The sequence below is a fragment of the Achromobacter sp. FW305-C-30-7 genome (assembly GCF_058783105.1).
The window spans coordinates 1,389,411-1,415,524 of sequence record NZ_JBYSYI010000001.1; the positions used below are offsets into that span (position 1 = coordinate 1,389,411).

24 protein-coding genes are annotated in these 26,114 nt (G+C 67.1%); 6 read left to right on the forward strand and 18 right to left on the reverse strand.

Annotation, left to right across the window (positions count from 1 at the left end; translation table 11 throughout):
• Positions 1 to 149: 149 nt before the first annotated feature.
• The gene (locus AC3WOB_RS06465) at positions 150 to 914 is read left to right on the forward strand and encodes a phosphatase PAP2 family protein (protein ID WP_492274549.1); all 765 of its coding nucleotides are present in this window, start codon (positions 150 to 152) and stop codon (positions 912 to 914) included.
• Between the two features lie 550 nt (positions 915 to 1,464).
• On the opposite strand, the gene AC3WOB_RS06470 is transcribed toward AC3WOB_RS06465, so the two are convergent.
• The 5 genes from AC3WOB_RS06470 to AC3WOB_RS06490 form a co-directional block, all read right to left on the reverse strand.
• Positions 1,465 to 2,175, reverse strand: coding sequence for an alanyl-tRNA editing protein (locus AC3WOB_RS06470; RefSeq protein ID WP_013395768.1), 711 nt, complete (start codon positions 2,173 to 2,175; stop codon positions 1,465 to 1,467).
• 35 nt (positions 2,176 to 2,210) lie between these two features.
• Positions 2,211 to 2,888 carry a VOC family protein gene (locus tag AC3WOB_RS06475; protein ID WP_492274550.1) on the reverse strand — a complete coding sequence of 226 codons (678 nt, stop codon included), beginning with the start codon at positions 2,886 to 2,888 and terminating at the stop codon, positions 2,211 to 2,213.
• Between the two features lie 82 nt (positions 2,889 to 2,970).
• Positions 2,971 to 3,576: an ATP-dependent Clp protease proteolytic subunit gene (locus tag AC3WOB_RS06480; protein WP_492274551.1), complete on the reverse strand. Its 606-nt coding sequence runs from the start codon at positions 3,574 to 3,576 to the stop codon at positions 2,971 to 2,973.
• 44 nt (positions 3,577 to 3,620) lie between these two features.
• On the reverse strand, positions 3,621 to 3,980 hold the full coding sequence (locus tag AC3WOB_RS06485) for an SRPBCC family protein (RefSeq protein ID WP_492274552.1): 360 nt from the start codon (positions 3,978 to 3,980) through the stop codon (positions 3,621 to 3,623).
• Complete coding sequence (locus AC3WOB_RS06490) at positions 3,977 to 4,291, reverse strand: ArsR/SmtB family transcription factor (RefSeq protein ID WP_054451557.1); 315 nt, start codon at positions 4,289 to 4,291, stop codon at positions 3,977 to 3,979. The genes AC3WOB_RS06485 and AC3WOB_RS06490 overlap by 4 nt, the downstream gene beginning before the upstream one ends.
• A 120-nt stretch (positions 4,292 to 4,411) precedes the next feature.
• Between AC3WOB_RS06490 and AC3WOB_RS06495 the strand changes: the two genes are divergently transcribed.
• Positions 4,412 to 4,747, forward strand: coding sequence for a hypothetical protein (locus AC3WOB_RS06495; protein WP_492274553.1), 336 nt, complete (start codon positions 4,412 to 4,414; stop codon positions 4,745 to 4,747).
• A 46-nt stretch (positions 4,748 to 4,793) separates the two neighbouring features.
• Here AC3WOB_RS06495 and secF read toward each other — a convergent pair whose 3' ends face one another.
• The 10 genes from secF to AC3WOB_RS06545 form a co-directional block, all read right to left on the reverse strand.
• Positions 4,794 to 5,729, reverse strand: a complete 936-nt coding sequence (secF, locus tag AC3WOB_RS06500; RefSeq protein ID WP_492274554.1) for a protein translocase subunit SecF — start codon at positions 5,727 to 5,729, stop codon at positions 4,794 to 4,796.
• A gap of 53 nt (positions 5,730 to 5,782) precedes the next feature.
• Positions 5,783 to 7,663, reverse strand: coding sequence for a protein translocase subunit SecD (secD, locus tag AC3WOB_RS06505; protein ID WP_492274555.1), 1,881 nt, complete (start codon positions 7,661 to 7,663; stop codon positions 5,783 to 5,785).
• 110 nt (positions 7,664 to 7,773) lie between these two features.
• Positions 7,774 to 8,115 carry a preprotein translocase subunit YajC gene (yajC, locus tag AC3WOB_RS06510; protein WP_013395762.1) on the reverse strand — a complete coding sequence of 114 codons (342 nt, stop codon included), beginning with the start codon at positions 8,113 to 8,115 and terminating at the stop codon, positions 7,774 to 7,776.
• A 191-nt stretch (positions 8,116 to 8,306) separates the two neighbouring features.
• Positions 8,307 to 9,527: a CaiB/BaiF CoA transferase family protein gene (locus tag AC3WOB_RS06515; protein ID WP_492274556.1), complete on the reverse strand. Its 1,221-nt coding sequence runs from the start codon at positions 9,525 to 9,527 to the stop codon at positions 8,307 to 8,309.
• Positions 9,528 to 9,531: 4 nt separating this feature from the next.
• Entirely contained in the window at positions 9,532 to 10,506 is a 975-nt protein-coding gene (locus AC3WOB_RS06520; RefSeq protein ID WP_492274557.1) for a tripartite tricarboxylate transporter substrate binding protein, read from the reverse strand.
• 68 nt (positions 10,507 to 10,574) lie between these two features.
• Positions 10,575 to 12,374, reverse strand: coding sequence for an acyclic terpene utilization AtuA family protein (locus tag AC3WOB_RS06525; RefSeq protein ID WP_492274558.1), 1,800 nt, complete (start codon positions 12,372 to 12,374; stop codon positions 10,575 to 10,577).
• Complete coding sequence (locus AC3WOB_RS06530) at positions 12,371 to 14,401, reverse strand: acetyl/propionyl/methylcrotonyl-CoA carboxylase subunit alpha (RefSeq protein WP_492274559.1); 2,031 nt, start codon at positions 14,399 to 14,401, stop codon at positions 12,371 to 12,373. The genes AC3WOB_RS06525 and AC3WOB_RS06530 overlap by 4 nt, the downstream gene beginning before the upstream one ends.
• A 10-nt stretch (positions 14,402 to 14,411) precedes the next feature.
• The gene (locus tag AC3WOB_RS06535) at positions 14,412 to 15,266 is read right to left on the reverse strand and encodes an enoyl-CoA hydratase/isomerase family protein (RefSeq protein WP_013395757.1); all 855 of its coding nucleotides are present in this window, start codon (positions 15,264 to 15,266) and stop codon (positions 14,412 to 14,414) included.
• A gap of 6 nt (positions 15,267 to 15,272) precedes the next feature.
• On the reverse strand, positions 15,273 to 16,436 hold the full coding sequence (locus AC3WOB_RS06540) for an acyl-CoA dehydrogenase family protein (protein WP_332013740.1): 1,164 nt from the start codon (positions 16,434 to 16,436) through the stop codon (positions 15,273 to 15,275).
• Positions 16,437 to 16,464: 28 nt separating this feature from the next.
• A complete protein-coding gene (locus AC3WOB_RS06545) occupies positions 16,465 to 18,078 on the reverse strand; it encodes an acyl-CoA carboxylase subunit beta (protein ID WP_013395755.1) in 1,614 nt (537 codons plus the stop codon).
• A gap of 227 nt (positions 18,079 to 18,305) precedes the next feature.
• Here AC3WOB_RS06545 and AC3WOB_RS06550 point away from each other — a divergent pair, with 227 nt between their 5' ends.
• Entirely contained in the window at positions 18,306 to 19,046 is a 741-nt protein-coding gene (locus AC3WOB_RS06550) for an IclR family transcriptional regulator (protein WP_041654261.1), read from the forward strand.
• 13 nt (positions 19,047 to 19,059) lie between these two features.
• Here the strand turns inward: AC3WOB_RS06550 and tgt are convergent, their stop codons facing one another.
• From tgt to AC3WOB_RS06565, 3 genes are all read right to left on the reverse strand, one after another.
• Positions 19,060 to 20,196 (reverse strand): tRNA guanosine(34) transglycosylase Tgt, encoded by a 1,137-nt coding sequence (tgt, locus tag AC3WOB_RS06555; RefSeq protein WP_013395753.1) that lies wholly within the window; start codon positions 20,194 to 20,196, stop codon positions 19,060 to 19,062.
• A complete protein-coding gene (gene queA, locus AC3WOB_RS06560; RefSeq protein WP_013395752.1) occupies positions 20,193 to 21,251 on the reverse strand; it encodes a tRNA preQ1(34) S-adenosylmethionine ribosyltransferase-isomerase QueA in 1,059 nt (352 codons plus the stop codon). Before queA ends, tgt begins: the two co-directional genes overlap by 4 nt.
• Positions 21,252 to 21,386: 135 nt before the next feature.
• Entirely contained in the window at positions 21,387 to 22,202 is an 816-nt protein-coding gene (locus AC3WOB_RS06565; RefSeq protein ID WP_492274560.1) for an IclR family transcriptional regulator, read from the reverse strand.
• A gap of 235 nt (positions 22,203 to 22,437) precedes the next feature.
• Between AC3WOB_RS06565 and AC3WOB_RS06570 the strand changes: the two genes are divergently transcribed.
• The 3 genes from AC3WOB_RS06570 to upp all read left to right on the forward strand — a co-directional run bounded on the left by AC3WOB_RS06570 (position 22,438) and on the right by upp (position 26,055).
• The gene (locus AC3WOB_RS06570) at positions 22,438 to 23,595 is read left to right on the forward strand and encodes an ABC transporter substrate-binding protein (RefSeq protein WP_492274561.1); all 1,158 of its coding nucleotides are present in this window, start codon (positions 22,438 to 22,440) and stop codon (positions 23,593 to 23,595) included.
• 187 nt (positions 23,596 to 23,782) lie between these two features.
• Entirely contained in the window at positions 23,783 to 25,231 is a 1,449-nt protein-coding gene (gene dacB / locus AC3WOB_RS06575; RefSeq protein WP_041654257.1) for a D-alanyl-D-alanine carboxypeptidase/D-alanyl-D-alanine endopeptidase, read from the forward strand.
• 185 nt (positions 25,232 to 25,416) lie between these two features.
• On the forward strand, positions 25,417 to 26,055 hold the full coding sequence (gene upp / locus AC3WOB_RS06580) for a uracil phosphoribosyltransferase (RefSeq protein ID WP_013395748.1): 639 nt from the start codon (positions 25,417 to 25,419) through the stop codon (positions 26,053 to 26,055).
• The last annotated feature ends 59 nt before the right edge of the window (positions 26,056 to 26,114 follow it).

Consider the following 26,114-nt stretch of genomic DNA (forward strand, 5'->3'; position numbering starts at 1 on the left):
TAGATCCCGGGGGCAGAAAGGTAGGAAACCCGGGATTTTAACCCTTGCCCGAATTTGCTTCTTGGTCTGGCGCGTCCAGGCCGTTACGATAGCGTGCTGGGCCGATTCCGGGGTCCAGGAACATTTCTCATTTCCCTGTAGCGGTACCGATGAACACCAATCCCCTGACGCCTTCGGCGGCCGCTCCCGTGACTGACGCCGCGGCGGGCCAGTTCGATTCCGCGCAGTTCCGCAACCCGTTTTCCGCGCTGACCTGGGTGCTGCTGGGCTGCGCCCTGGCGCTGGCCGCCAGCGCCTGCGCGCTGTGGGTGGACCTGCCGCTGGCCGTGTGGATCAGGCAGTCGGTCTCCGAGGGCGTGAACGAATCCTTCGAATGGATCGGCGAACTCGGCGAAAGCGGCCCCTATATCGGCGTGGCGCTGGCCTTCTACGTGATCGGCCTGGTCGGCCTGGCGCGCGGCTGGCGCAACCCGGTGCGCATGAGCTACGCCAGCATGGCGCGCGGCAGCCTGCTGATGCTGTCGACTATGGCAGTGGGCGGGCTGGTGGTGCTGGTGCTCAAGCGTTCGGTGGCGAGGGCGCGCCCTGAACTCTTCTTCGAAAAAGGCATTTACGGGGTGGGCGAGTCCTTCTCCCGCGCCCAGCTGTACAACTCCTTCCCCTCCAGCCACACCTATGCGGCTTTCGCCGTGGCCGTGGTGCTGGGCATCCTGGCGCCGCGCTGGCGCTGGGTCTTCCTGTTGCTGGCCGCGCTGGTGGCGATGAGCCGGTTGGTCAACCTGGACCATTATCTGTCCGACGTGATGACGGCCGCGGGCATCGCGGTGCTGGTTGGACACGTGCTGGCGCCCCGCGTGCTGGGCGCCAGCTACCAATGGCCCCTGCGCGCGCCCTGGCGCTGGTGGAAAAAGTAAGGTTTGCTGTTGCTGACGTTGGCTTGTGCTTCGTAGGTCGCCCGTCGGCGCGGGCGGCGTGGCGGCTCGCGCCCACGATTGCGGTCCGGAGCGTTCGCTCCGGACTGCCCCGTCGTCATCTTCGTCAAGGCCTTCGGCCTTTCCTTCAGATTCCCTCGGGCGCATCGAGGTTGCGAGCCGCCACGCCGCCCGCGCCGACGGGCTACGTGCGTGTTGGTCTGTTGCGCTGCTGGAGCTGTGATTGGGGGCGAGTCTTGGGCTGCCCGTGTTGTTCGGCCGCGCGGGCGGCCGAACAACACATACATGATTTCTTGAATTTCTATTGTGATCGCTGGCGCGAATGCGGCGATTGGTTTTCTGGTGGTGTCGCCGTCGGGGGGAGGGATGGTGGCTTGCGTATGAATATCCTCTCGCGCCCGCCACCCAGCCGTCCGCGACGACGTGCGGTCTACGAAGCGACACGGCCTTCGCCTGCAAACCCGCAAACCTGCGAAGAAGCAAAATAAGCCAGTGTCCGGAAGCCGGCCAGGGGCCGGCTCCAGACTACGCCTTACGCGAAATTCACCACTACGCGCCGGTTGGTGCGGCTCTTTTTCTCGATCTTCGTAACGATCACCGCGCCGATCTCGCCGGTGTTGGCCACGTGCGTGCCACCACAGGGCTGGCGATCCACGCCCGGGATTTCGACGATGCGTATGCTGGCGGTGCCGGCCGGGGGCGCTGCGCCCACGGTGCGCACCAGGTCGGGTTCGGCCGCCAGTTGCTCGGGCGTGATGCAGTTGATGCTGACGCCGGTGCGGGCCTCGATCAAGGCGTTCAGGCGTTCGGTCAGGTCGGCCTTGTCCAGCGTGGACTCGGGCAGGTCGAAATCGACGCGCGCCGAGTCGGGTGAAATGCTGCAGCCGGTCACGGGCGCGGGCACCAGCGCGCCCAACAGGTGCAGGCAGGTATGCAGGCGCATGAGCCGGTGGCGCCGCGGCCAATCGATGGCCACCGAGACGCGGTCGCCTACTTGCGGCGTCATCCCGCCTTCCAGCACATGCAGGATGCGCTGGCGGTCGTCGGCATACACGGTGTCGGTCAGCGCCAGCGCGCGGCCGTCGGCCAGCGTCAGCGTGCCGCTGTCGCCCGCCTGGCCGCCGCTGCGCGCGTAGCAGACGGTCTCGTCCAGTTCGACGCCTTCGGGGCTGACCGCGATCACGGTGGCGTCGCATCGGTCCAGGTAAGGGTCTTCGTCGAATCGCTTGCGGGTGGCATGCATGTACAGGTCTCCGGATGTTTTTTGATGGGGCGGATTTAGGCCAGGATCTTCAGGCCGCCGGCCGTTTCTATCTGCGCGCTCAGGCGGGGCGGCCCGTCGGCCTGCTCGACCTGGATCAGGTGGTCGGCGCCCAGCCAGACCAGGCCCTGGCGCAGCAGCCCAGCCTGGGGATGGCTGCCGGACAATTGCTTGAGGACGAGGCCCTGGGGCGGCAGGCTGACGCCGGGATAATTCTCGACGTCCCACTGGATCAGCGTGGGCAGCAGGCCGTCGCCGGCCGCGTGGCCGGCTTCGCGCCACGCGGGCAGGCTGCCGTCGTCGGGCACCGTCAGCCGCCAGCGCAACTGCCCGCGTTCCATAGGGATGGCGGGAGGGATGCGCGCGGGATGTTCGGCCTGCATGAGGGTCAGGTCCAGCGGCGCCTCCACCCGAGCCGCCCAATGTGCCAGGTAGGGCCCCTGGGCGATGCGGGCGCGGACTGCGTCCTGATCCAGTCCGAACCAGCGCGGCCGCGCTGGCGCCGGGGCCCGCGGATCGAGGGCGATGACTTCGAGGTAGATGCCGCCCGCCATGCCCAGCACCCGGTTGTGGGTGCCCATGCGGGGATGCGCGCCGCCGCCCGAAGGCGCGATGCCGAGCAGTCCGGCGACGTATTCGGCGCCGCTGTCCAGGTCCGCGGCGGCGATGACGATGTGATCGATGACAAGTTTCATTGTGTGGCTATGGTAGCGAATCCGCGCGGATCCGTACCCGTACACCGCGACGGGGGCGGACGGTACAGTGCCCGCCGCCGTGTCAGACGCCCAGGTCCCGGCGCTTCAGGACCCGGTCTATCAGGCCCCATTCCAGCGCTTCTTCCGCGCTCATGTAGCAGTCGCGGTCCAGCGAGCGCTCCACCTCTTCGTAGCTGCGTCCGCAGTGCTGGGCGTAGACGCGCGTGACGCGATCCTTGGTCTTGCGCATTTCCTCGGCGTGGATGAGGACGTCCGAGGCCTGGCCCTGGAAGCCGCCCAGCGGCTGATGCACGTGCACGCTGGCATTGGCCAGCGCGCATCGTTCGCCCGGTTCGCCCGCCATCAGCAGGAACGAGCCCATGGAGCGCGCCGTGCCCATGCACAGCGTGTGCACCGGCGCGGTGATGAACTGCATGGTGTCATACATGGCCAGGCCGCTGGTGATGACGCCGCCCGGCGAGTTGATGTAGAGGTGGATGGGCTTGGTGGGATTCTCGGATTCCAGGAACAGCAGCTGGGCGCAGACCAGCGCCGACACCGAGTCGTTGACTTCGCCGTTCAGGAAGATGATGCGGTCGCGCAGCAGCCGCGAATAGATGTCGAAGGACCGCTCGCCGCGGCCGGATTGCTCGACCACCATGGGCACGTATTGCATCACGTCCTGCATGGACGAATCTCCTGGGTTGCGATTGTCTAGCGTGCGCGCCGGGTTCAGGCGGCGCGCATGAGGAAGGGGCCGGCGTCGTTGGCGGCGGCGCGCCCGCGGCGTTCGAGCCGGGCGTCGTCCAGCGCGTGGATGATGCGCAGCAGCGTGCGGCCGTCGGCGGCAGGCCGGATCTGGAAGGTCACCAGGCTTTCGAGGAAGGGCGGTTCCTCGTCGCGCATGCGCAAGCGGATTTCGTCTGCGGGCGTCGCGTCCGCGGGTTCGGCGCTGGCCAGCGCCCGCCCGGGCAGCCATTGCTCGCGGAATTCGGGGATGCTGATGGCGCGCCAGACTTTTTCGGGCGGCGCGTCGAGTTCGTATTCGAGCACGATGTCCTGGGGCGGGTCTTGCGGCGCGGTCGGCTTCATTGGTCCATGTCCTTGAGCAGGGCGTTCAGGGCTTCGATGCGGGCCGGCCAGTAGGCGCGGTACTTCGCCAGCCATCCGGCGATGAGCGCAAGCCCGTCGGGGTCGACTTCATAGTTCACGAAACGGCCTTGTTTTTCCTCGCGCACCAGGCGGGCCTTGCGCAGCACCGCAAGGTGCTGCGACATGGCTGGCTGGCTGATCTCCATGCCGACGCGCAGGGCGCTGGCGTTCATGCCGCCGGCGGCGAGCTTTTCGAAGATGGCACGGCGGGTCGGATCGGCCAGGGCCTTGAAGATGTCGGTTTCGAGCATGACAATACATTAGTAAATACTTATGTGTTGGTCAAGAGGAAAGCACCCTGTGCGCGTCCGAGAGCCATTTGCGATCGCGGCTGGCACAATGGCGCCGGACCTGCTGTCGGGAGCGACGCCGTGGCTTTTCTTCTATTCCCCGTCTTGTTCGCGGCCAGCCTGCTGATCAGCCTGGCGGCCGGCGCCGTGCATGGCCGGCGTCTTGGTTGGAAGGCCCCGGCTACGCGGCGGTGGCTGTTCGTGGCGGGATGCCTTGTGCTTTCGTATCTGGTCGGCCTGGCGCTGGTCATTCATGACCCGTACTTTGACGACAACGGGGTGCCTGAATTCATTCCGTGGCGTTTCCGCTGGACCTGGGCCTGGCTCTACGCCGGCTTGCTGCAATTCGCCGTGGTTCCGAGCGGTTTGGCCCTGCGGCGCCTGGCCAGGCGTAAGACGGCAAGCGCCGCGCAATAAAAAACCCGCCGTGATTGCGGCGGGTTTGTCTTCAAGCGGAAACGGATCAGGCGGCTTCGCCTTCCTCGCCTTCCTTCTTGACCGGCTTGATCAGGTCTTCGCGCTTGACGCCCAGCCACATGGCCAGGGCCGCGGCCACGAACACCGACGAATAGATGCCGAACCAGATGCCGATGGTCAGGGCCATGGCGAAGTAGTGCAGGGTGGGGCCGCCGAAGAACAGCATGGCCAGCACCATCATCTGCGTCGAACCGTGGGTGATGATGGTCCGCGAGATGGTCTGGGTGATGGCGCTGTTGATGACTTCGTGCACGTCCGCCTTGCGGTACTTGCGGAAGTTTTCGCGGATCCGGTCCATGATGACCACGGATTCGTTCACGGAGTAGCCCAGCACCGCCAGCACGCCCGCCAGCACCGACAGCGAGAATTCCCACTGGAAGAAGGCGAAGAAGCCCAGGATGATCACCACGTCGTGCAGGTTGGCGATCACGCCGGCGACGGCGAACTTCCACTCGAAGCGGAAGCCCAGGTACACCATGATGCCGATGACCACGACGAGCAGGGCCATCAGCCCGTTGTGCAGCAGTTCCTGGCCCACCTGTGGGCCGACGAACTCGACGCGGCGCAGTTCGACGCCGGAGTCGGCGGTCTTCAGCGCGGCCATGACGGTTTCGCTTTGGGTGGCCGAGGTCTGGCCTTCCTGCAAGGGCAGGCGGATCATGACGTCGTGCGAGGTGCCGAAGTTCTGCACCTGGAAGTCGGTGTAGCCCAGCTTGGAGACCACGCCGCGCACGTTTTCAAGCTGCGCCGTCTGGGCGTAGTTGACTTCCATGACCGTGCCGCCGGTGAACTCGATCGACAGGTGGAAGCCGCGGGTGACGATGAAGAAGACAGCCGCCAGGAAAGTGACGAAGCTGATGATGTTCAGCACCAACGCGTGGCGCATGAACGGGATGGTGCGGTGAATACGGAAAAATTCCATTTTTCGCCTTAGGCTTTATCTGTGGCGGGCGGCCGGGCCGCCCGCGCTCATGTTCAGTTGGTCTTCGGTTTCCAGACTTCACCGATGGAGATCGACGTGAGCTTCTTCTTGCGGCCATACCAGAGGTTGGCCAGCGCGCGTACGCCCACCACCGACGAGAACATCGAGGTCAGGATGCCCAGGACGTGCACCACGGCGAAACCGCGGATCGGACCCGAACCGAAGGCCAGCAGCGCCAGGCCCACGATCAGCGTGGTGAGGTTCGAGTCGAGAATGGTGCCCCAGGCGCGTTCGAAGCCGTGATGGATGGCCTGCTGCGGACTGGCGCCCGCGCGCAGTTCCTCGCGTATCCGCTCGTTGATCAGCACGTTCGAGTCGATGGCCATGCCCAGCGTCAGCGCGATTGCCGCGATGCCCGGCAGGGTCAGCGTGGCCTGCAGCATGGACAGCAGCGCCAGCAGCAGCAGCACGTTCATGGTCAGGCCGATGGTCGAGAACACGCCAAACAGGTGGTAGTACAGGATGATGAAGACGGCGATGGCCAGGAAGCCGTACAGCGTCGAGTAGAAGCCCTTGGCGATGTTGTCCGCGCCCAGGCTCGGGCCGATGGTGCGTTCCTCGATGATGGACATGGGCGCAGCCAAGGCGCCGGCGCGCAACAGCAGCGCGGTGTCGGCGGCTTCCTCGGAGCTCATGCTGCCCGAGATCTGCACCTGGCCGCCGGCGATTTCGCCGCGGATGACCGGGGCCGTGACCACTTCGCCCTTGCCGTTTTCAAACAGCAGGATGGCCATGCGCTTGCCGATGTTGTCGCGGGTGACGTCGCGGAAGATGCGGGCGCCCTTGGAGTCCAGCGTCAGGTGGACGGCGGCCTGCTGGGTCTGCGAGTCGCGGCCGGGCTGGGCGTCCTGCAGGTTTTCGCCGGTCAGGATGACCTGGCGGCGCACCAGGATGGGACGGCCGTCGCGGTCGTTGTAGCGTTCGAGGCCGAAGGGCACGCTGCCGCCCAGCAGCGCGGCTTGCGCGGCGGGGGTGTCGTCGACCATGCGGATTTCCAGCGTGGCGGTGCGGCCCAGCAGTTCCTTGGCCTTGGCCACGTCCTGCACACCGGGCAGCTGGACCACGATGCGGTCGGCGCCCTGTTGCTGGATGACCGGTTCGGCCACGCCCAGTTCGTTGATGCGGTTGTGCAGCGTGTTGATGTTCTGCTTGAGCGCGGAATCCTGCACGCGGGTGACGGCGGCCGGGTTCAGCGCAGCCATCAGCAGCGGCTTGCCGTTTTCCATGCGCTCGGTGAATTCCAGGTCGGGCAGGCGGCTGCGCAGGGTGGAAATGGCGCGGTCGCGGTCGTCCGTGTTGGCGAAGGTGGCGGCAATGGCCAGACCCGAGCGTTCGACGCCGGCCACGTTGACCTTCTGGTCGCGCAGCACCGAACGCACGTCGGCGGCCAGGGAGTCATAGCGGGCGGTCAGGGCGCCCTGCATGTCCACTTGCAGCAGGAAGTGCACGCCGCCGCGCAGGTCCAGGCCCAGGTACATGGGTTTGGGCGCGAACCAGCCCAGGGCGCGCATCCAGGCGGGCGAGGCGGGCAGCAGGTTCAGCGCGACCGTGTAGTGGGGGTCGCCGGCGACGGTGTTGAGGGATCTGTCGATGAGGTCGCGCGCCTGCAACTGCAGGTCGGTCGACGTAAAGCGGGCGCGCACGGTGCCGAGCGTGCCGTTTTGTTCGTAGTAGACCCCTTCATTGGGGATCTTGGCGTCGGTCAGGATCTGATCGACCCGGTTCAGCATGGCGGGATCGACCTTGATCGTGGCCTTGGCGCTGGAAACCTGGACGGCCGGGGACTCGCCGTAGAAGTTGGGAAGCGTGTACAGCAGGCCGATGATGACCGCGACCAGGACCGTAATGTACTTCCAGAGGGGATAGCGGTTCATTGCCGGCTACTTCATGTAAAAGTGATGAAAGGGCCGCCCGGGCGGCGAGCGCGGCGGGCGGCGGCAGGGCCATCAAGCACAAGAGCCCGATGGGCGCTCCTGTGGGACGCTTACAGGGCCTTGATGGTTCCCTTGGGCAGCACGGTCGAGACCGAGGACTTCTGCATGATCACTTCGACGGGCTTGTCGGCCAGTTCGGAGACTTCGACGGTAACGTAGCTGTCGTTGACCTTGGTGACCTTGCCGAGCATGCCGCCGGCGGTAACCACTTCGTCGCCCTTGGCCAGGGCGGCGATCAGATTGCGGTGTTCCTTCTGGCGCTTCATCTGGGGACGGATCATCAGGAAATAGAGGATCACGAACATCAGGATGATGGGCAGCATGCCCATCAGCGCGTTGCCCTCGGGGGCGGCCTGAGCCACGACGAGGCTGGCGGTATCGATAACGGACATTGAATTCTCCTGCGTTTAGTCTGTTTGGGTGTTTATGTCTGTGTTTTTATGCGCCCATCCCCGCGCGAGCCATGGATAGGGCAAGCCGACTATTGTAGCGAGGTTATGCGCGAGCCCTAACTTGGGGCTGTTCGGGAAAAGACAAGAGGTGGCGGGAGGAGGCCCGCCCCTGAGCCGCTGGCCCAGCTTCCCTAAATGATAGCGCGGGAGCGCAGATCGGCCAGCCGCAAGTCGTCCAGGCCCAGTTCGTCGCGCAGGACCTCCAGGCTGTGCTGCCCCAACATGGGAGCCGGACCATAGCGCACAGGAGTGGCCGAGAAGTCCAGCGGGCTGCGCAGCATGGGGGCATTGCCCCCGCGGGGGTGCGGCAGCGACAGGGCGAGATGCCGGTGACATGTCTGGGGGTCTTCGAAAACCTGGGACAGGTCATTGATCGGTCCCGAGGGCACGCCGGCCCGGTCGAAGATCGGGAACAGGTCGGCGCGCCGCCGCCTGGCAAGCAGGGGTGCCAGCAGATCGCGCAGTTCGATTCTGTGAGCGACCCGCAAGGCATTCGTGGAAAAGCGCGGATCGTCCACCAGCCCTGGCTGGTCCAGGATCTCGCAAAGGGCGTGGAACTGGGTGTTGTTGCCGGCGGCCAATATCATGCGGCCGTCGGTGCAGGCGAACACTTCGGAAGGGGCCGCGATGGGGTTGGTGTTGCCTTGCCTGCTTGGCAACTGCCCCGACATGAGGTAGCCCACCGCCAGGTGCCCGTTGAGGGCCACTGAAGCGTCCAGCATGGAAGCGTCCACGAACTGGCCCATGCCGGATTGCCGCTGGTGCAGCACGGCGCCCAGGATGGCGATGGCCGCGTACAGGCCGGTGACGACGTCCGTGATGGGGATTGCTGTGCGCATGGGCTCGCCGCCGGGCGCGCCCTCGGCGTGTCCGCACGTGCTCATTACACCGGCCAGTCCTTGCAGGATAAAGTCGTAGGCTGGCCGCCGCGCGTAGGGGCCGTCCTGTCCGAAGCCGGTCAATGAGCAGTAGACCAGGGCGGGCTTGGCCGCGGCCAACGCGGCATGGTCCAGTCCGTACTTGGCCAGGGTTCCGACCTTGTAGTTTTCCATGACGACGTCGCAGCGCAGCGCCAGATCGCGTACCAGTTCCGCACCTTCAGGCGTGGAAATATCCACCGTCACGGAATGCTTGCCGCGGTTGTAGGCCAGGTACAGCGCGGAGTCGTTGCTGTCGCCGCCGTGGCCGTCAGGCAGGAAGGGGCCCATGCGGCGGGTATCGTCGCCTTCGCCGGGACGTTCTATCTTGTAGACGGTGGCGCCCATGTCGGCCAGGATCTGGGTGCATAGCGGTCCGGCGATCACGCGTGTCAGGTCCAGGACTTTGACGCCTTCCAGGATACGGGGGCTCATAGGCTTACTCCAGGCGGATGCCGGCTTTGGCGATGACGTCGGCCCAGCGGCGGGCTTCGTCGGCGATGAAGCTGTCGAATGCCGCGGGCTTGCCGCCGGCGGGATCGATGCCATAGCCGATCAGTTGGGCGCGCACATCGGGTTGGTCAAGCACGCGCTGGACCGCCGCGGAAATCTGCTCGGCGCGCTCGTCCGGCACCTTGGCGGGAGCCAGCATGCCGATCCAGCTGCCCACGACGAAATCGGGTACCCCGGCCTCCGCCATGGTGGGGACGTCGGGCGCACCGGGCCACCGGCTGGCGCTGGTCATGGCCAGCGCGCGCAACTTGCCCGCCTTGACCTGCGGCATCATGGTTTGCACCGAATCGAAGATGGCGGCCACCTGCCCGGAGTAAAGGTCGGGCAGCGCGGGTCCCACGCCTTTGTAAGGCACATGGGTGATGCGCAGGCTGTTGACCTGGGCGAACTCTTCCGCCGCCAGATGCGCGCCCGAGCCCGCGCCGCTGGAGGCGAACGTGGCGCTGTCGGGATTCGCCCGCGCCCAGGCCAGGAATTCCTCCAGATTGCGGGGCGGCAGGCGGGCGCTCGATACCAGCAGCAAAGGAATGCGGCCGAACAGGCTGATCCCGCGCAAGTCGCGCAGCGGATCGTAGGCCATGTTCTTATAGAGGCTGGGGTTGATGGCATGCGCCATGACGACGACCAGGAAGGTATAGCCGTCGGGCGCGGACCGGGCGACGGCGGCCGAGCCGATCTGACCGTTGGCACCGCCCAGGTTTTCGACGACTATCGGTTGGCCGATTTCGTCGCTCAGCTTGCGGGTCACGAGCCGCGCGACCGCATCCGATACGCCGCCCGCGGTATACGGCACCACCACGCGCAGCGGCTTTTCCGGGTATGCGGCGCCCGCGCTGCCTGCGCCAGCAAGAAGGCCCGCCATGGCTAGGGCGGCGATACTTTTACTGATGATCCGGCTCATGCTGTATGTCTCCTCTGTTTTTTATGGGACTGCGTGATTCTCGGCCGGGTCAGGGCCTGTTTGCGGCGCTATGACGGGGCGATCCAGCCATGTTCAATCCAACTCCGGGGAATTTGCATGGGATGGTCTAGCAGCATCTGGGCATAGGACTTTCCCAAGGGATCCGAACGCAGGCTGGACATTCCGCCGCCGCCCAGGGCCTCGTTCAGCACGAAGTTCATGGCGTGCAAGCCAGGCACGTCGAAGCGCTCGACCGGGCCATGTGCCAGGTGCGCGAAGTACACGCGCACCTGCTCTGCGCCCAGTTGCCTGCGGATCAGGGGAAGGAACTCGGGGCGGCGCGCGATGACGCCGATGTTCTCCGTATCACCCTTGTCGCCGCTGCGCGCCCAGGCCAGCGCCTGCAGCGCGACAGTCGCCAACGGGCCTTCATCCGGCGTTGCTGCTGGCTCGTCCCGCTCCGTCTCCGGTTCGGCTTGCGCCGCGGCAAGGTGGGCGGGCTGCGCGTCGCCGGCCGCAGGCGGCACGGGGATGACGCGGTCTTCCAGCAGCACGTGCTCTTGCAGCAGAGTTTTCGGCAACAGGAAGGAGTGGACGCGTACCACTGGCTGGATATCGGAGCGTCCCTGGAAGGACGAGCGGGTGCCCGGCCCCATGGAGGTTCCGGCGGAAGCGCATTCGCGTTGCAGAAAGCCCAGGCCCGCGGCCGATTCATGCCGGACCACGATGCGCAGGACAATCTCCCGGGTGGGGAGATGCCGGGCATGCGGGCCGTAGAGTGCTTCGCAGCCCAGCATTTCCACGCAGGTTTCCCGATAGTCCGCGAGACCGTGTTCACGCAGCATCCGCCGGCTGCGGTCCAGCAGCGCCGCGGCGGTCTTGTCAGCCTTTGCGCGGGCTGCGGGGCCGCGGATGGCCAGCATGGTCGCCAGTTGGTAGCCGTCGCGCCAGGTTGCATTGGCCTTGTAAGTGCTTGTGGGGGGACGTCCACGAGCGCCGCCGACCGAGACGCGGTCCGCGTCCAGCTGCGTCACGTGGACGTGCCGGAAGTCGCAGGTGACGTCGGGCATCAGGTAGCTGGCGGGATCGCCGATTTCGTACAGGACCTGTTCGGCGACGCACCCTGCAGCGATCAGGCCGCCGGTGCCGGCGGGTTTGGAAAGGACGAAGCTGCCGTCCGCGGCGCAATCGATGACGGGATAGCCCATGTTGTCCCACCCCGGCACCGATTGCCAATCGGTGTACAGACCGCCGGTGGCCTGCGCGCCGCATTCGATGACGTGGCCGGCGAGCGTGCCGGCGGCGAGCTTGTCCCACTCGTCCCAGACCCAGCCATGTTCGTGGGCCAGTACGCCCAGCACCATGGCGCTGTCGACGCAGCGGCCGGTAACGATGATCTGGGCGCCCTGCGCCAGCGCCAGCGCGATGCCCCGGGCGCCTGTGTAGGCATTGGCGGAGTACGGTGCTTCGGGCAGGCCGTCTACGCCCGATTCGCGCAGTCCGGGCAGCAGAGGCAGGATGTCGTCGCCGCTGACGACGGCGATGCGAGGCGCCAGCCCTTGGCGCGCCGCGGCCTGCGCCAGGGCATCGCGGCATGCCAGGGGGTTCAGGCCTCCCGCGTTGGCCACCACGCGTATGCCGCGCTCCAGGATACGGCGCAATTGCGGCGCCATCGCGGCCTGGACGAAGTCGGTGGCGTATCCCAGCGCGGGATCCTTGTTGCGCGCCCGCGCCAGAATCGACATGGTGGTTTCGGCCAGATAGTCGTACACCAGATACTGCATGCCGGGGACGTCCAGCAATTGCGGCGTGGCGGTGGCGGAATCGCCCCAGAATCCACTGGCGCCGCCGATGCGCACGGCGCTCATGGCGTGGCCTGCAAGGCGGGTTCCTGGACGATGCGCAGCAAGGGCTGATCCTTGGCGGCTTGGCTGCCCGCCTGAGCCGCCAGATCGGTGATACGGCCGGCGACCGGGGCGTACAAGGTGTGCTCCATTTTCATTGCCTCCATGATGATCAGCGGATCACCCTCGCTGACGTGGTCGTCTGCCGCCACCGAGAGATGCAGGATGCGGCCCGTGAACGGCGCCGTGAGCGTGCCGCTGGCAAGCGCGCCAGCGCGGGACCGGTGCGCAGGCGGCATTTGGAACTCCCAGGCCTGTCCCCGGTGGAACAAGCCCATTGCGTCCGGTCCCGGCGCTATCCAGATACTTTCGCGGACGCCGTCCACCTCGGCTTCCAGGCGGCTGCGGTCCAGGCCTTGCCAACGGGCGCCGCGCAGTTCGAGCCGAGCGGGTCCGGCGCCGCTTCCGGCGGGCGTGATCTCGATCCACCAGCCGCCGGCTCTGCCCGTCACCGAGACGTCCCAACGACCTGCATCCAGCGTCAAGGCGACGCGCCAAGGACGCGATGCCGGAAGCGGCGGCGCGAGTTCGGGACCGGCGGAGTCCATCATGCAGGCGTGGGCGGCAAAGGCAGCCCACGCCACGGCCGCCGCATCGGGAATGGGGCGCGCGGCCAGGCTGGCGCCGAAGCGTTCTTCGACAAACCCGGTATGAACGCCCGAGGCGGCGGCGAAGACCGGATCGTGCAGGCAGTCGGCCAGGAACGATTGATTGGTGGGCACGCCCAACGCGACGCATTGTTCCAGCGCCCGCAGCAGTTTGCGGCAGGCTTCCTCGCGATTGCGGCCGTGGGCGACCAGCTTGGCGATCATCGAATCGTAGTAGGGCGGGATGGCGCCACCCTCGGTCAGGCCGTGGTCGATCCGCAGGCCCGGCATTTCCAGGGGAGGACGCCAGCGCCGCATGACACCGGTTTGCGGCAGGAAGCCGGCGGGCACGTCCTCGGCGGTAAGGCGCAGTTCCATGGCGTGGCCGTCGATGCGCACCGCTTCCTGGGCGATGTCCAGCATTTCGCCCGCGGCGACGCGCAATTGCCATTCGACCAGATCCAGGCCCGTGACGGCTTCGGTCACTGCATGCTCGACCTGCAGCCGGGTGTTCATTTCCATGAAGTAGTAGCTGCCGTCGGGAGCGAGCAGGAATTCCATCGTCCCGGCGCCCTGGTAGCCAAGCGCGCGGGCGCTGCGCACGGCGGCTTGTCCCATCGATGCGCGCAGCGCGTCGTCCACGGCCGGGGACGGGGCTTCTTCGATGATCTTCTGGTGGCGGCGTTGCACCGAACAATCGCGTTCGCCCAGGTGGATGACGTGGCCGTGGCTGTCGGCCAGCACCTGGATTTCGACATGGCGCGGCCGCTCGATGGCCTTTTCCAGGATCAGCTCGTCGGAGCCGAACGCGGCTGCGGCTTCGGAGCGGGCGGAGGCGAGCGCCGCCGGCAGCGCGGCCGGGTCCCGCACCAGCCGCATGCCGCGGCCTCCGCCGCCTGCCGCCGCTTTCACCATGACGGGAAATCCGATGTCGCCGGCGGCGCGGACGAAGGCGTCGATGCTCTGGTCGGCGCCCTGATAGCCGGGTATGCAGGGCACATCGGCGCGGCTCATTGCGGCCTTTGCCCGAGCCTTGTTGCCCATGGCGCCGATAGCCGCAGCCGGCGGGCCGACGAAGACCAGCCCGGCTTGCTCCACGGCCGCCGCGAACGCTTCGTTCTCCGCCAGGAAGCCGTAGCCGGGATGGACTGCGTCGGCGCCGGTGGCGCGCGCCGCTGCCAGCACCGCCTCGATATTCAGATAGGAATCGGCGGGTGCCGGTCCGCTGATCCGCGCGGCCAGGTCGGCTTCGCGGACATGTAGGCTGTCGGTGTCGGCGTCCGAGTAGACCGCCACGCTGCGGTAGCCGAGCTTGCGCGCGCTGCGCATGATGCGGCGTGCAATCTCGCCGCGGTTGGCGATCAGCAGGGTGTGGAAGGGTCGGACAAGCTTGGAGTGGATCATGTGATTCTCACTATGGGACCAGCAGGCTGGTGCAGGCCTGGCGCACGTCTTCGGCGGCAATGGTTTCGGCCCAGCGCGGAGGCTGGCGCTTGCGGAAAGCCTCGATGCCTTCGGCGCCTTCGTCGCGCAGGCAGCGGGCGAACAGCGCGGCCGCGCGATCGAGTGCGCCATTGGCGGCGGCAGGGGGTGCGGAGCATTCGGCCAGCAGGGGCTTGATCAGCGCGTTGGCGCGCGGCGCGCAGGCGCATATGTCGCTAAGCCAGCGCGCCAGCAATATGTCGAGCGATGCGCTGTCGTCAGCCAGTTCGTCCGCCATTCCCAGGCGCAGGGCTGCCTCTCCATGAATCCGCTCGCCGCTGATCCCCAGCCGGCGCGCGACGCGCAACCCCAGCCGCGCCACGACAAAGGGGGCGATCTGCGCCGGAATCAGGCCCAGCCGCGTTTCGCTCAGCGCGAAGCGCGCGTCCCGAGTCGCCAGCACGATGTCCGCCGCGCAGGCCAGGCCCATGCCGCCGCCCATCGCCGCGCCTTCCACGGCGGCGATGACCGGCATGGGCAGCGCCGCCAGACGCTCCATGAAGCGGCCGAACTCGCGGTTGCGCGCCGCTACGGGGTCGGGCTGCGGCGCGGGTTCGCCAAGATGCGCGGAGAAGTTGCCGACGTTGCCGCCGGCACTGAAGAAGCCGCCGCTGCCACGCAGGATCACCGCCCGAGGCGGCGGCTCGCCGGGCGCGCCGGCAATGGCGCGGTCCATTTCGGCCACGACTTCGGCGCCCAGCGCGTTGCGCGTTTCGGGACGATTGAGCGTCACGAACAACAAGCCGCGCAGGCGCGTGACGATCAGATGCTGATAGACGTGTTCCATGGGGCCTCAGGCTTTCTTGGCCATCAGGCCCATGTGGCGGGCGATCACCATCAGCATGACCTCGTCGGCGCCTCCGCCGATGGAGCACAGCCGGTAGTCGCGATAGGCGCGGGACACCGGGTTGTCCCAGGTGTAGCCCATGCCGCCCTGGAATTGCATGCACCAATCGGTGATCTCGCGCGACAGGCGTCCTGCCTTCAGCTTGGCCATGGACGCAAGCTCGACGACGTCGCCGCCTTCGATATAGGTTTGGGTCGCAAGATAGATCAGCCCGCGCAGCGCCTCCAGTTCGGTCTTGAGTTCGGCCAGTTTGAACTGGATGTACTGGTTGTCCAGCAGCGGGCGGCCGAAGGCCTGGCGTTGCCGCAGGTAGTCCACGGTCTCCTGAATCCACATGATGGCGGCCAGCCGCCGCGCTGCGCCGTCCAGACGCTCTTCCTGGAACTGCTTCATCTGGTAGATGAAGCCCATGCCTTCCTCGCCGATGCGGTTGCGCACGGGCACGCGGACTTCGTCGAGGAAGATCTGCGCGGTGTCCGAACTCCACATGCCGAACTTGCGGATCTTCTGCACCTCGACGCCGCGCACGCGTTTGCCGTTTTCCCGCAGCGGCACCACGATGAGCGACTTGTTCTTGTGCGGATTGCCCTCGGAGGTATTGCACAACAGGCAGATCCAGTCTGCCTGGGTGCCATTGGTGATCCACATCTTCGATCCGCTGATCACATAGTCGTCGCCGTCGCGCCGCGCGCGGGTCTTGAGAGATGCCACATCCGATCCCGCGCCCTGTTCGGATACGCCGATGGACGCGACCGCCTCGCCAGCTATCGCGGGCGCCAGGAACTCCTGGCGCAGCGCGTCGGAGCCGAACGCGGCCAGCGCGGGGGTGGCCATATTGGTCTGTACGCCGATGCCCATCGCGACTCCTTGCGCGCGGGCGTATCCCATGGCCTCGGAGGCCGCCATGGCGTATGAGAAGTCCAAGCCCAGGCCACCGTAGGCTTCGGGCTTCGTAATGCCCAGGTATCCCAGTGGCCCCATCTTCCTGAACAGTTCGCGCGCCGGGAAGATCTCGGCGGCTTCCCATTCGTCCACGTAAGGGTCGATCTCGGCGGCGATGAAGCGCCTGAGGCTGTCCATCAGTTCGCGGTGTTGCTGGGTGTAGAGCATGTCGTCTCCTTGGTTCTGGTTATTGGTTTCAGAAGCGCGGCACGCCGAATTGCATCGGCTGCGGCGATCGCGCCTGGCCTTCGGCGATGGTGGCAAGCACGAACGCGAGCACCGCGCGGGTGTCCCGCGGATCGATCACGCCGTCGTCGAGCAAGTGTCCGCTGGTGTAGAAGGCGCGGGCCTGCCGGTCGAAATTCGCGATGACTTCGGCCTTCTGTGCGGCCAGGGCCGCCTCGTCAACGGGACGTCCGCCGCGTTCGGCTTGCTGGCGGGCGATGATCTCCAGCGTGCCGGCCGCTTGCTCGCCGCCCATGACCGCGGTGCGGGCATTGGGCCACGAGAAGCAGAAGCGGGGGCGGAATGCGCGTCCGCACATGCCGTAGTTGCCCGCGCCGAAAGAGGCGCCGCAATGGATGGTGATCTGCGGCACGCGGGAGTTGGACAGAGCCTGGATCATCTTCGAGCCATGCTTGATCATGCCGGCCTCTTCCGAGGCGCGGCCCACGATGAAGCCGGTGGTGTTCTGCAAGAACAGCAGCGGCGTGCCGGATTGATTGCAGAGATGGATGAATTGCGTTGCTTTGGTCGCGCCTGCAGGATCGATGGGACCGTTGTTGCTGACGACTCCCACCGCGTGGCCGTCGATGCGGGCATGTCCGCAGATTGTCTGCGCGCCATAGTCCGGCTTGAAGTCGAGCCAAAGAGAATCGTCCACCACGCGAGCAATGATTTCCCGCATATCGATGGGCCGGCGGTGCTCCAGCACCATGACGCCAGCCAATTCGTCCGGATCCAGGCGTGGCGGAGTGGCGATGCCCGCGGCGGCCGCCCGCGGCCAGGGCAGGGTGTCCAACACCGCGCGGGCGATGGCGATGGCGTGGGCGTCGTCTTCCGCCACGTATTCGGCCAGGCCGCTGATGCGGGCGTGCATGTCGGCGCCGCCCAGTTCTTCGGCGCTGGCCACTTCGCCCGTCGCCGCTTTGAGTAACGGGGGGCCGGCGAGGAACGCCTTGGCCTGTCTGCGCACCATGATGACGTAGTCGGACAGGCCCGGCATGTAGGCGCCGCCCGCGGTCGATGAGCCATGCACCACGGTGATGACCGGCAGGCCGGCGGCCGACAGGCGCGCCAGGTTGTAGAACATGCCGCCGCCGCGGATGAATTTGTCGACTCGGTACTTGCGCAGGTTGGCGCCGGCGGACTCCACCAGATGCACGAAGGGCAGGCGGTTCTCGAGCGCGATCTCCTGGCAGCGCATGAGCTTCATATTGCCGGCTTCCGTGAGCGCGCCGGCCTCGATGCCGGAGTCCGTGGCGATGACCATGCAGCGCACGCCGCTGACGTAGCCGATCCCGGCGATCTGCGACCCTCCCGGTACGCAGGCGTCCAGGTCGGCGCCATCCATGCCGTATCCCGCCAGCGTCGCCAGCGGCAGGAAAGGCCGGCCAGGGTCAAGCAGGCGGTCGACACGTTCACGCGGCAACAAGGCGCCGCGCCGAGCGAAGGCCGGTGCGGCGCGCTCGGACGCGTCGCGGGCGCGTTGTTCAAGCGCCCGCATTTCTGCGATGAGGGCCAGCATGCCGGCGCGTTGTTCGGTGAAGGCGGGGGATCCGGCGGGAAGGCGGGATTGGTAGGGAATCATGTCTCGTCGCGGTTATGTTTTTCGTGGCTGCAGGCCGTTGTGGAGACATTCCAGGCCAGCTGCGCAGACGCGGCAACGACTATCTGTCCGTGTGTGCACAATGTGCACAATCCGCCTCGCTGACAATCTCGCTATGATCGACCCATCTGGACTAGACCCCTGGAATGCCGACCATGCCGCGCGCAACTGCCACACGATCCTGTTCCCCCGTTTCGGCGTCGCGGCCCGTGCGCGGAGCACAGAGCATCGGCCGGGCGTTGGACCTGCTGCGGCTACTGAGCGTCGAACAGGCGGGCGGCATGGCGCTGCGCGACCTGGTGGCGCATTCGGGGCTCGACCGGACGACCGCATATCGCATGTTGTCGGTGCTCGTATCCGCTGGCTATGCAAGGCGCGACGCGGTCAGCGGCGCCTATTGCCTGGGATTGGAGTCGATGGGGATGGGCCTGGTGGCGTTGGCGCAGGCGCCGCTGACGCAGATCTGTGTTCCCGTCATGAAGGCGCTGGCGCGCCGTTCGGATGAGCACACTTTCCTGGTGGTCCGTAGTGGCGACTACAGCCACTGCCTGCATCTGGAGGAAGGTTCGCGCCCCATCCGGTCCTACGCCGATTACGTGGGAGGAGCGCGTCTGCTGGGGTTGGGTATTCCCAGCTTTGCGTTGCTGGCGCAATGGGACGACGACAGGATCGGAGCGCATTTCGAACGCCACCGGCGGCAATACCTGGCGAAAGACCTGTCGCTGTCGAAATTGCTGCGCTGGGTTCGGCAGGCGCGCACGCAAGGCTATACCCAGGTGAGCGGCCAAGGCGTGGGGGGAGTGGGCGTGGCATTCGCCGTCGGCGCCAGCGGCACCGCGGCGCTAGGGATAGTTGCGCCGGCGAACCGCATGCCGCGCAGTCGCGGCGCGGAATTGGCGCAGGCCATCGACGAGGAGCTTCGCCGCTTCCAGATCGGCCCCCGCCGCTAGCCCGCGCCGCGCTCTACTCGATGCCGCGCTCCCGGTCTGCCGCGAACTGCGCGCGCCAGGCGTCGAAGCGGCCCTCGGCGATGGCTTCGCGCATTTCCTTCATGATGGTCAGATAGAAATGCAGGTTGTGCAGGGTGTTCAGGCGCGCGCCGGTGATTTCGTTGGCGCGCTGCAGGTGGTGCAGGTAGGCCCTCGAGAAGTTCGCGCAGGTATGGCAGCCGCAGCTGGGATCCAGCGGGCGGGTGTCGTCGCGGTATTTGGCATTGCGGATCTTGACGTCGCCGAAACGCGTGAACAGCCAGCCGTTGCGGGCGTTGCGGGTGGGCATGACGCAGTCGAACATGTCCACGCCGCGGCTCACGCCCTCGACCAGGTCTTCCGGCGTGCCCACGCCCATCAGGTAGCGCGGCGCCTGGGCCGGCAGCTTGGGCGTGACGTGCGCCAGGATGCGCATCATGTCTTCCTTGGGTTCGCCGACCGACAAGCCGCCGATGGCGTAGCCGTGGAAGCCGATCTCTTGCAGCCCGGCCAGGGATTCATCGCGCAGGGCTTCGTACATGCCGCCCTGGACGATGCCGAACAGGGCGTTGGGGTTCTGCAGGCGGTCGAATTCCTCGCGCGAGCGGCGCGCCCAGCGCAGCGACATGCGCATGGAGCGGGCGGCTTCTTCGACGGTGGCGGGCCGGCCGTCGATTTCATAGGGCGTGCATTCGTCGAACACCATGACGATGTCGGAATTCAGCGAGCGCTGGATGCGCATGGATTCTTCCGGCGTCAGGAACAGCCGCGCGCCGTCGATCGGCGAGGCGAACTTCACGCCTTCCTCGGTGATCTTGCGCATGCCTTGCAGGCTGAACACCTGGAAGCCGCCGGAATCCGTCAGGATGGGCTTGTCCCACTGCATGAAGCCATGCAGGCCGCCGTGCTTTTCCATGATTTCCGTGCCCGGGCGCAGCCACAGGTGGAAGGTGTTGCCCAGCACGATCTGCGAGCCGATCTCCTTCAGTTCGTGCGGCATCATGGCCTTGACGCTGCCATAGGTGCCGACTGGCATGAAGATGGGCGTCTCGACCACGCCGTGGTTCAGCGTGATGCGGCCGCGGCGGGCGCCGCCGTCGGTGGCGAGCAGTTCGAAATTCAGTCCGGTCATGGGGCGGGGGACTCGATAAACATGGCGTCGCCATAGCTGAAGAAGCGGTAGCGCTCGGCGACGGCGTGGGCGTAGGCGCGGCGTATCGGTTCTACGCCGGCCAGCGCCGACACCAGCATCAGCAGGGTCGACTGGGGCAGGTGGAAGTTGGTGACCAGGGCGTCGATGACGCGGTAGCGGTAACCGGGGGTGATGAAGAGACGGGTGTCGCCCTGGGCGGCGGCCAGCGGCAGGCCGGGGGCGGTGCGCCCTTCGGTCTGAGCGGCGGCGGATTCCAGGGCGCGCACGCTGGTGGTGCCGACGGCGATGACCCGGCCGCCGCGGCTGCGGGCGGCGGCGATCGCGTCGACCGTGGCTTGCGGCACGGTGAACCATTCGGCGTGCATGACGTGGTCGGCCAGATTGTCCACGCGCACCGGCTGGAAGGTGCCCGCGCCCACGTGCAGCGTGACGAAGGCGCGCTCGACGCCCATCGCGGCCAGGCGGTCCAGCGTGGGCTGGTCGAAATGCAGGCCGGCGGTGGGGGCCGCCACGGCGCCGGGCTCGCGGGCATAGACCGTTTGGTAGCGCTCGTCGTCGCCGGTATCGGCTTCGTGCGTGATGTAGGGCGGCAGCGGCGTCGCGCCGTGGGCATCCAGCAGGTCCAGCACGGGGCCGGGGAAGCGGATGTCGAAGAGTTCGCCTTCGCGGCCCAGCACGGTGGCGTCGAAGGCGTCGGCCAGGCGCAGCACCATGCCCGGGCCGGGCGACTTGCTGGCGCGTACGTGGGCCAGGACCCGGTCGGGCTCGGTGATGCGTTCGACCAGCACCTCGATCTTGCCGCCGGTGATCTTGTGGCCGTTCAGCCGCGCCTTGATGACGCGGGTGTCGTTGAAGATCAGCAGGTCTTGCGGACGCAGCAGCGCGGCCAGGTCGGCGAACTGCCGGTCATGCAGCTGGCCGGCGCCGTCCAGGTGCAGCAGGCGGCTGCCGGTGCGTTCGGCGGCGGGCGCCTGGGCGATGAGCTCGGGCGGCAGTTCGTAGTTGAAATCGGCAACGGTGAGGGACTGGGTCACGCGGCTATCCGTCCGGCAAGGGCGGCAAAAAGAGGGCGAAAACGAGCCGGGCAGGCCCGGGGCAACCCTGTATTGTAAAGCGGCCGCAAAATCGGGGCGCCCGGGCGGGGGACGGAAGGCCGCCACGCCCGCGGTTCAGCGCGATGGGCTCCATCCCAGCCGGCGCGAACAATCCGCCGCAGCCGCGCTCAGCGCCCGCACGGGTTCGCCCTCCGACGACAGGTCGAAGCCGCCGTGCAGCCCCAGGCTGGTGAAGGCGCCGGCCAGATGGCCTTGCGCGTCCAGCACCGGCACCGCGGCCGAGGCGATGCCATGCAGCAGGTGACCGCTGACGCTGGCGTAGCCGCGCTGGCGCGTCGCCTGCCATTGCCGGCGCAGCGCGGCGGCGGGATCGGCGGGCGGTTCGGTGGCGTCCAGCACCCGGGCGGCATCGGGGTCATGGGCGCGCAGCGCGTCCCACTCAGCCAGCGCTCGCGGCAGGGCCAGGGATTCGGGCAGCCAGGCGGCGAAGACCCGGCCGGTGGCGCTGTTGAGCAGCGGCAGCACCGAGCCCACCCGCACGTTGACGGTCACCGGCAGCCGCGCGTCGCGCCATTGCACGATGGTGGGGCCGTGCTGGCCCCAGACGGAAATGAATACGGTCTGGCCGATGGCGGCGCTCAGGCCGTCCAGGCTGCCGGCGGCCAGCTTCACGAAATCCACCTCGGCCAGCGCCGCCAGCCCGGTGTGCAGGGCCTGCGGGCCTAGCCGATAGCGGGCGCTGGCCGCGTCCTGCTCTACATAACCGCGCCGCTCCAGCGACACCAGGTAGCGGTGCACCTTGGCACGCGGCATGTCCAGGCTGCGGCCCAGTTCGGACACGGACAGGGCGCCGCCCAGTTCGGCCAGCCGGGTCAGCACGTCCAGGGCGATTTCGGCTGATTGGATCCCCGTGCTGCTATCTGTTGACATGAATTCGTCTCTTATTAGAATACGTGTATCACTAAAAAATACAGCGCCAGCCAGTCACTGGCAACGTGGAGACCAGCAATGACGCAGCCGGACCGCGCCACGAGCCTCTGCGGACAAACCCGCAGCGGCCCCCCGAGGTACCCGCCCGCCGGGTTCCCCGCCGTATAAACAGAGTTCCACGCCGTAGCGGATCGGCGCAAAGCATAAGACATCCGCGTATCCAAGGAGACTCCGCATGACCCCTCGTCGTACCCTCATGGTTGCCGCGCTGGCCGCCCTGCTGGCCGCGGGCGCCGCGCCCGCGCTGGCCCAGGTGAAAATCGGCGCCACCCTGTCCACCACCGGTCCCCAGGCTTCGCTGGGCATCCCCGAACGCAACACCATCAGCCTGCTGCCCACCGAGATCGGCGGCGTCAAGGTCGAGTACGTGGTGCTGGACGACGCTTCCGACACCACTCGCGCCGTCAGCAATTCCCACAAGCTGATCTCGGAGAACAAGGTCGACCTGATCGTCGGGTCCACCACCACCCCCAACACCATGGCCATGCTGGACACCGTGGCCAGCGGAACCACGCCCGTGATCACGCTGGCCTCGTCGGCGCGGTTGATCGAGCCGGTGGACGACAAGCGCCGCTGGGTGTTCAAGACCCCGCACTCCGATTCGCTGATGGCCGAGGGCATTGCGCGCCATGCGGCGGCCAATGGCGTCAAGAAACTGGCCTTCATCGGTTTCAACAACGCGTTGGGCGAGACCTTCTGGGTGGAAATCGAGAAGGCGGCCAAAAAGCACGGCATCGAGGTGGTGGGCAAGGAAGCCTTTGCGCCCACGGATACTTCCGCCGTGGCCCAGACCCTGAAGGTGATCGGCGCGGCGCCTGACGCCGTGGTGGTCGGCGCCTCGGGCACGCCCGCCGCGATGCCGGCGCGGGCCCTGCGCGAGCGCGGCTACAAGGGCAAGATCTATTTCAACCACGGCGTGGCCAACAACGACTTCCTGCGGGTCTGTGGCGACGCCTGTGAGGGCGCCTGGGTGCCGGTGGGGCCGGTGATGGTGGCCGACCTGCTGCCGGATACCAACCCCGTCAAGTCCACCGCCCAGGCCTTCGCCAAGAAGTACGAGGCGGCCAACGGCGCGGGCACGGTGTCCCTGTTCGCCGCCTATACCTGGGACGTCGGCCTGCTGCTGCAGCAGGCCGTCCCGGTGGCGCTGAAGACCGCCAAGCCTGGCACGCCCGAGTTCAGGGCAGCGCTGCGCGATGCGCTGGAAAACGTCAAGAACCTGCCCACCGCGACCGGCGTGGTCAATATGAGTCCCACCGACCACAACGGGCTGGATGAGCGGGCGCTGGTGATGGCGACCGTCGCTTCCGGCAAGTGGCGGTTGCAGAAGTAACGGGGCTTTTCGCTCCTTTGGGTGTGGCGGGAGGAAGCTCCCTCCACGCCGCGCGTGCTTGCGGCCCCCCAAAGGGGGCTGCTTTCCTCTCGGGACGGCCCTACGGGGAAATGGTGTCCCACGCCGCAATCCTTCCAGGTTTTGTATGCTCTCGGTTTTGCAGGACGAGCAACCGGGTGGGCGTGGCATGACGGGACGAGCGAATATGCGTATGGGCGGGCTGAAGCGATGGCTGGCCGGCGGGCTGCTGGCCGCGGTGGCGGGGGTGGCCGGGGCGCAGGTTCCCGGCTTGCCGCCCAACGTGGTGAACGCCTGGAAGGCCAGCAAGCTGCCCGACAGTTCCCTGTCCCTGGTGGTGCAGGAAGTGGGCGGACCGCGGCTGGTGGCGCTGAACGCCAAGGAGTCGCGCAATCCGGCCTCGGTGATGAAGCTGGTCACGACCTGGGCCGCGCTGTCCGAACTGGGGCCCAACTACGTCTGGCGCACCGAGTTCATGACGGCGCCCGGCGCGCGGCCCGACGCCAAGGGCGTGCTGAGCGGCCCGCTGTACCTGCGGGCTGGGGGCGATCCGCAATTCCTGTTGCAGGACCTGTGGGTGCTGCTGCGCGAATTGCGCCTGCGCGGCGTCAAGCAGATCAATGACCTGGTCATCGACCGCAGCATCTTCGGCCAGGTCGCGACCGACCCCGGCGCCTTCGACGGCGCCCCGGACCGGGCCTATAACGCCAGCCCGGACGCCCTGATGGTGGGTTTCGGTGCGCTGCGGCTGCTGTTCACGCCGGACCCCGCCGCCAACAAATGGGTGCCGCTGATCGATCCGCCGCTGCCGGGCCTGAAGATCGAGGGCCGCGTCGAATGGAGCGACGCCCGTTGCCCGGGCGCGCCGGTGGTGACCACCGAACCGTTGATCACCCAGCAGGGCGTGACCATCCGCGTGAACGGCAAGGTGGCCGGCTCCTGCGGCGAATTCAGCCTGTACCGCCTGGCGCTGTCGCAGCCCGACTACGCCACCGAGGTGTTCCGCATGCTCTGGAAGGAGCTGGGAGGCACCTTCAAGGGCCAGGTCCGTTCCGGCATGGTGCCGCCCGACGCGGTCGTGCTGGCCTCGCATGATTCGCCCACGCTGGCCGAGGCGATCCGCCAGATCAACAAGCGCAGCAACAACGTCATGGCGCGCACCTTGCTGCTGACCCTGGGCGCCGAGCGCGGCCGGCGGCCTGCCACCGTCTCCAGCAGCGAAACCGTGGCCAAGGAACTGCTGGCCAGGCAGGGCCTGGACATGCCCGAACTGGTCATCGACAACGGCGCCGGCCTGTCGCGCGATGCGCGGGTGTCGGCCGACAGCCTGGCGTCGATGCTGACCGTGGCCTGGAACTCGCCCGTCATGCCGGAGTACATCTCCTCTTTCGCGATCGCCGGCGTGGACGGCACGGTGCGCCGCCGCCTGAAGGGCGATGGCACGGCGGGCATGGCCCACCTGAAGACCGGCTCGCTGCGCGACGTGCGCTCCATCGCGGGCTATGTGCTGGGCGCCAGCGGCAAGCGCTACGTGGTGGTCAGCATCGTCAACCACGAACAGGCGGGCGCCGTGCGCGCCTTCGACGACGCCCTGATCGCCTGGCTTACCGAACAATAAGCATGCCTGCGCCGCGCCGGAAAAATTCTTCGGATGATCCTGCCGGCGATCAATAACAATTCCCTTCCAAACCGATTACGATCCTCAGGTGTGGCTCGACGACGGGCGACGCAAAGCGCGCCGCGCCGTCATGGTTCCGCCTGAGGCGAAAACCCTGTCTATCAATATTCTGGAGAGTTACGCACATGCCCGTGCACGAAATCCGCCATCCGCTGATCCGCCACAAGCTCGGGATCATGCGCCGCGCCGACCTCAGCACCAAGAGCTTCCGTGAGCTGTCGCAGGAAGTGGGCGCGCTGCTCACTTATGAAGCGTCCAAGGACCTGCCGCTGGCGCCCGCCACCGTCGAGGGCTGGTGTGGTTCGGTGCAGGTCGAGAAGATCGCCGGCAAGAAGGTCACCGTGGTGCCCATCCTGCGCGCCGGCATCGGCATGCTGGACGGCGTGCTCAGCCTGATTCCGGGCGCCAAGGTCAGCGTGGTGGGCGTGGCCCGCAACGAAGAAACGCTGGAAGCGCATACCTACCTGGAACGCCTGGTGGGCGAACTGGACCAGCGCCTGGCCCTGATCGTCGATCCGATGCTGGCCACGGGCGGCTCCATGGTCGCCGCGATCGACCTGCTCAAGCGCGCCGGCTGCAAGGAAATCCGCGCCCTGGTGCTGGTCGCGGCGCCGGTCGGCATCGACGCGGTGCTGGCCAAGCACCCCGACGTGCACATCTACACCGCGTCCATCGACGACGGCTTGAACGAGCACGGCTACATCATGCCTGGCCTGGGCGATGCCGGCGACCGTATCTTCGGCACCACCCAAAAGACGGAATAGCGGTCGGGGCACGGCAATGAGCCAAAACGCCAGCCGGAAGCGGCTGGCGTTTTTCATTT

Excerpts from the sequence above, each read along its gene's own strand:
- AC3WOB_RS06465 (WP_492274549.1), top strand. The coding sequence starts at position 150 with ATGAACACCAATCCCCTGACGCCTTCGGCGGCCGCTCCCGTGACTGAC.
- AC3WOB_RS06470 (WP_013395768.1), bottom strand. The coding sequence starts at position 2,175 with ATGCATGCCACCCGCAAGCGATTCGACGAAGACCCTTACCTGGACCGA.
- AC3WOB_RS06475 (WP_492274550.1), bottom strand. The coding sequence starts at position 2,888 with ATGAAACTTGTCATCGATCACATCGTCATCGCCGCCGCGGACCTGGAC.
- AC3WOB_RS06480 (WP_492274551.1), bottom strand. The coding sequence starts at position 3,576 with ATGCAGGACGTGATGCAATACGTGCCCATGGTGGTCGAGCAATCCGGC.
- AC3WOB_RS06485 (WP_492274552.1), bottom strand. The coding sequence starts at position 3,980 with ATGAAGCCGACCGCGCCGCAAGACCCGCCCCAGGACATCGTGCTCGAA.
- AC3WOB_RS06490 (WP_054451557.1), bottom strand. The coding sequence starts at position 4,291 with ATGCTCGAAACCGACATCTTCAAGGCCCTGGCCGATCCGACCCGCCGT.
- secF (WP_492274554.1), bottom strand. The coding sequence starts at position 5,729 with ATGGAATTTTTCCGTATTCACCGCACCATCCCGTTCATGCGCCACGCG.
- secD (WP_492274555.1), bottom strand. The coding sequence starts at position 7,663 with ATGAACCGCTATCCCCTCTGGAAGTACATTACGGTCCTGGTCGCGGTC.
- yajC (WP_013395762.1), bottom strand. The coding sequence starts at position 8,115 with ATGTCCGTTATCGATACCGCCAGCCTCGTCGTGGCTCAGGCCGCCCCC.
- AC3WOB_RS06515 (WP_492274556.1), bottom strand. The coding sequence starts at position 9,527 with ATGAGCCCCCGTATCCTGGAAGGCGTCAAAGTCCTGGACCTGACACGC.
- AC3WOB_RS06520 (WP_492274557.1), bottom strand. The coding sequence starts at position 10,506 with ATGAGCCGGATCATCAGTAAAAGTATCGCCGCCCTAGCCATGGCGGGC.
- AC3WOB_RS06525 (WP_492274558.1), bottom strand. The coding sequence starts at position 12,374 with ATGAGCGCCGTGCGCATCGGCGGCGCCAGTGGATTCTGGGGCGATTCC.
- AC3WOB_RS06530 (WP_492274559.1), bottom strand. The coding sequence starts at position 14,401 with ATGATCCACTCCAAGCTTGTCCGACCCTTCCACACCCTGCTGATCGCC.
- AC3WOB_RS06535 (WP_013395757.1), bottom strand. The coding sequence starts at position 15,266 with ATGGAACACGTCTATCAGCATCTGATCGTCACGCGCCTGCGCGGCTTG.
- AC3WOB_RS06540 (WP_332013740.1), bottom strand. The coding sequence starts at position 16,436 with ATGCTCTACACCCAGCAACACCGCGAACTGATGGACAGCCTCAGGCGC.
- AC3WOB_RS06545 (WP_013395755.1), bottom strand. The coding sequence starts at position 18,078 with ATGATTCCCTACCAATCCCGCCTTCCCGCCGGATCCCCCGCCTTCACC.
- tgt (WP_013395753.1), bottom strand. The coding sequence starts at position 20,196 with ATGACCGGACTGAATTTCGAACTGCTCGCCACCGACGGCGGCGCCCGC.
- AC3WOB_RS06565 (WP_492274560.1), bottom strand. The coding sequence starts at position 22,202 with ATGTCAACAGATAGCAGCACGGGGATCCAATCAGCCGAAATCGCCCTG.
- AC3WOB_RS06570 (WP_492274561.1), top strand. The coding sequence starts at position 22,438 with ATGACCCCTCGTCGTACCCTCATGGTTGCCGCGCTGGCCGCCCTGCTG.
- dacB (WP_041654257.1), top strand. The coding sequence starts at position 23,783 with ATGACGGGACGAGCGAATATGCGTATGGGCGGGCTGAAGCGATGGCTG.
- upp (WP_013395748.1), top strand. The coding sequence starts at position 25,417 with ATGCCCGTGCACGAAATCCGCCATCCGCTGATCCGCCACAAGCTCGGG.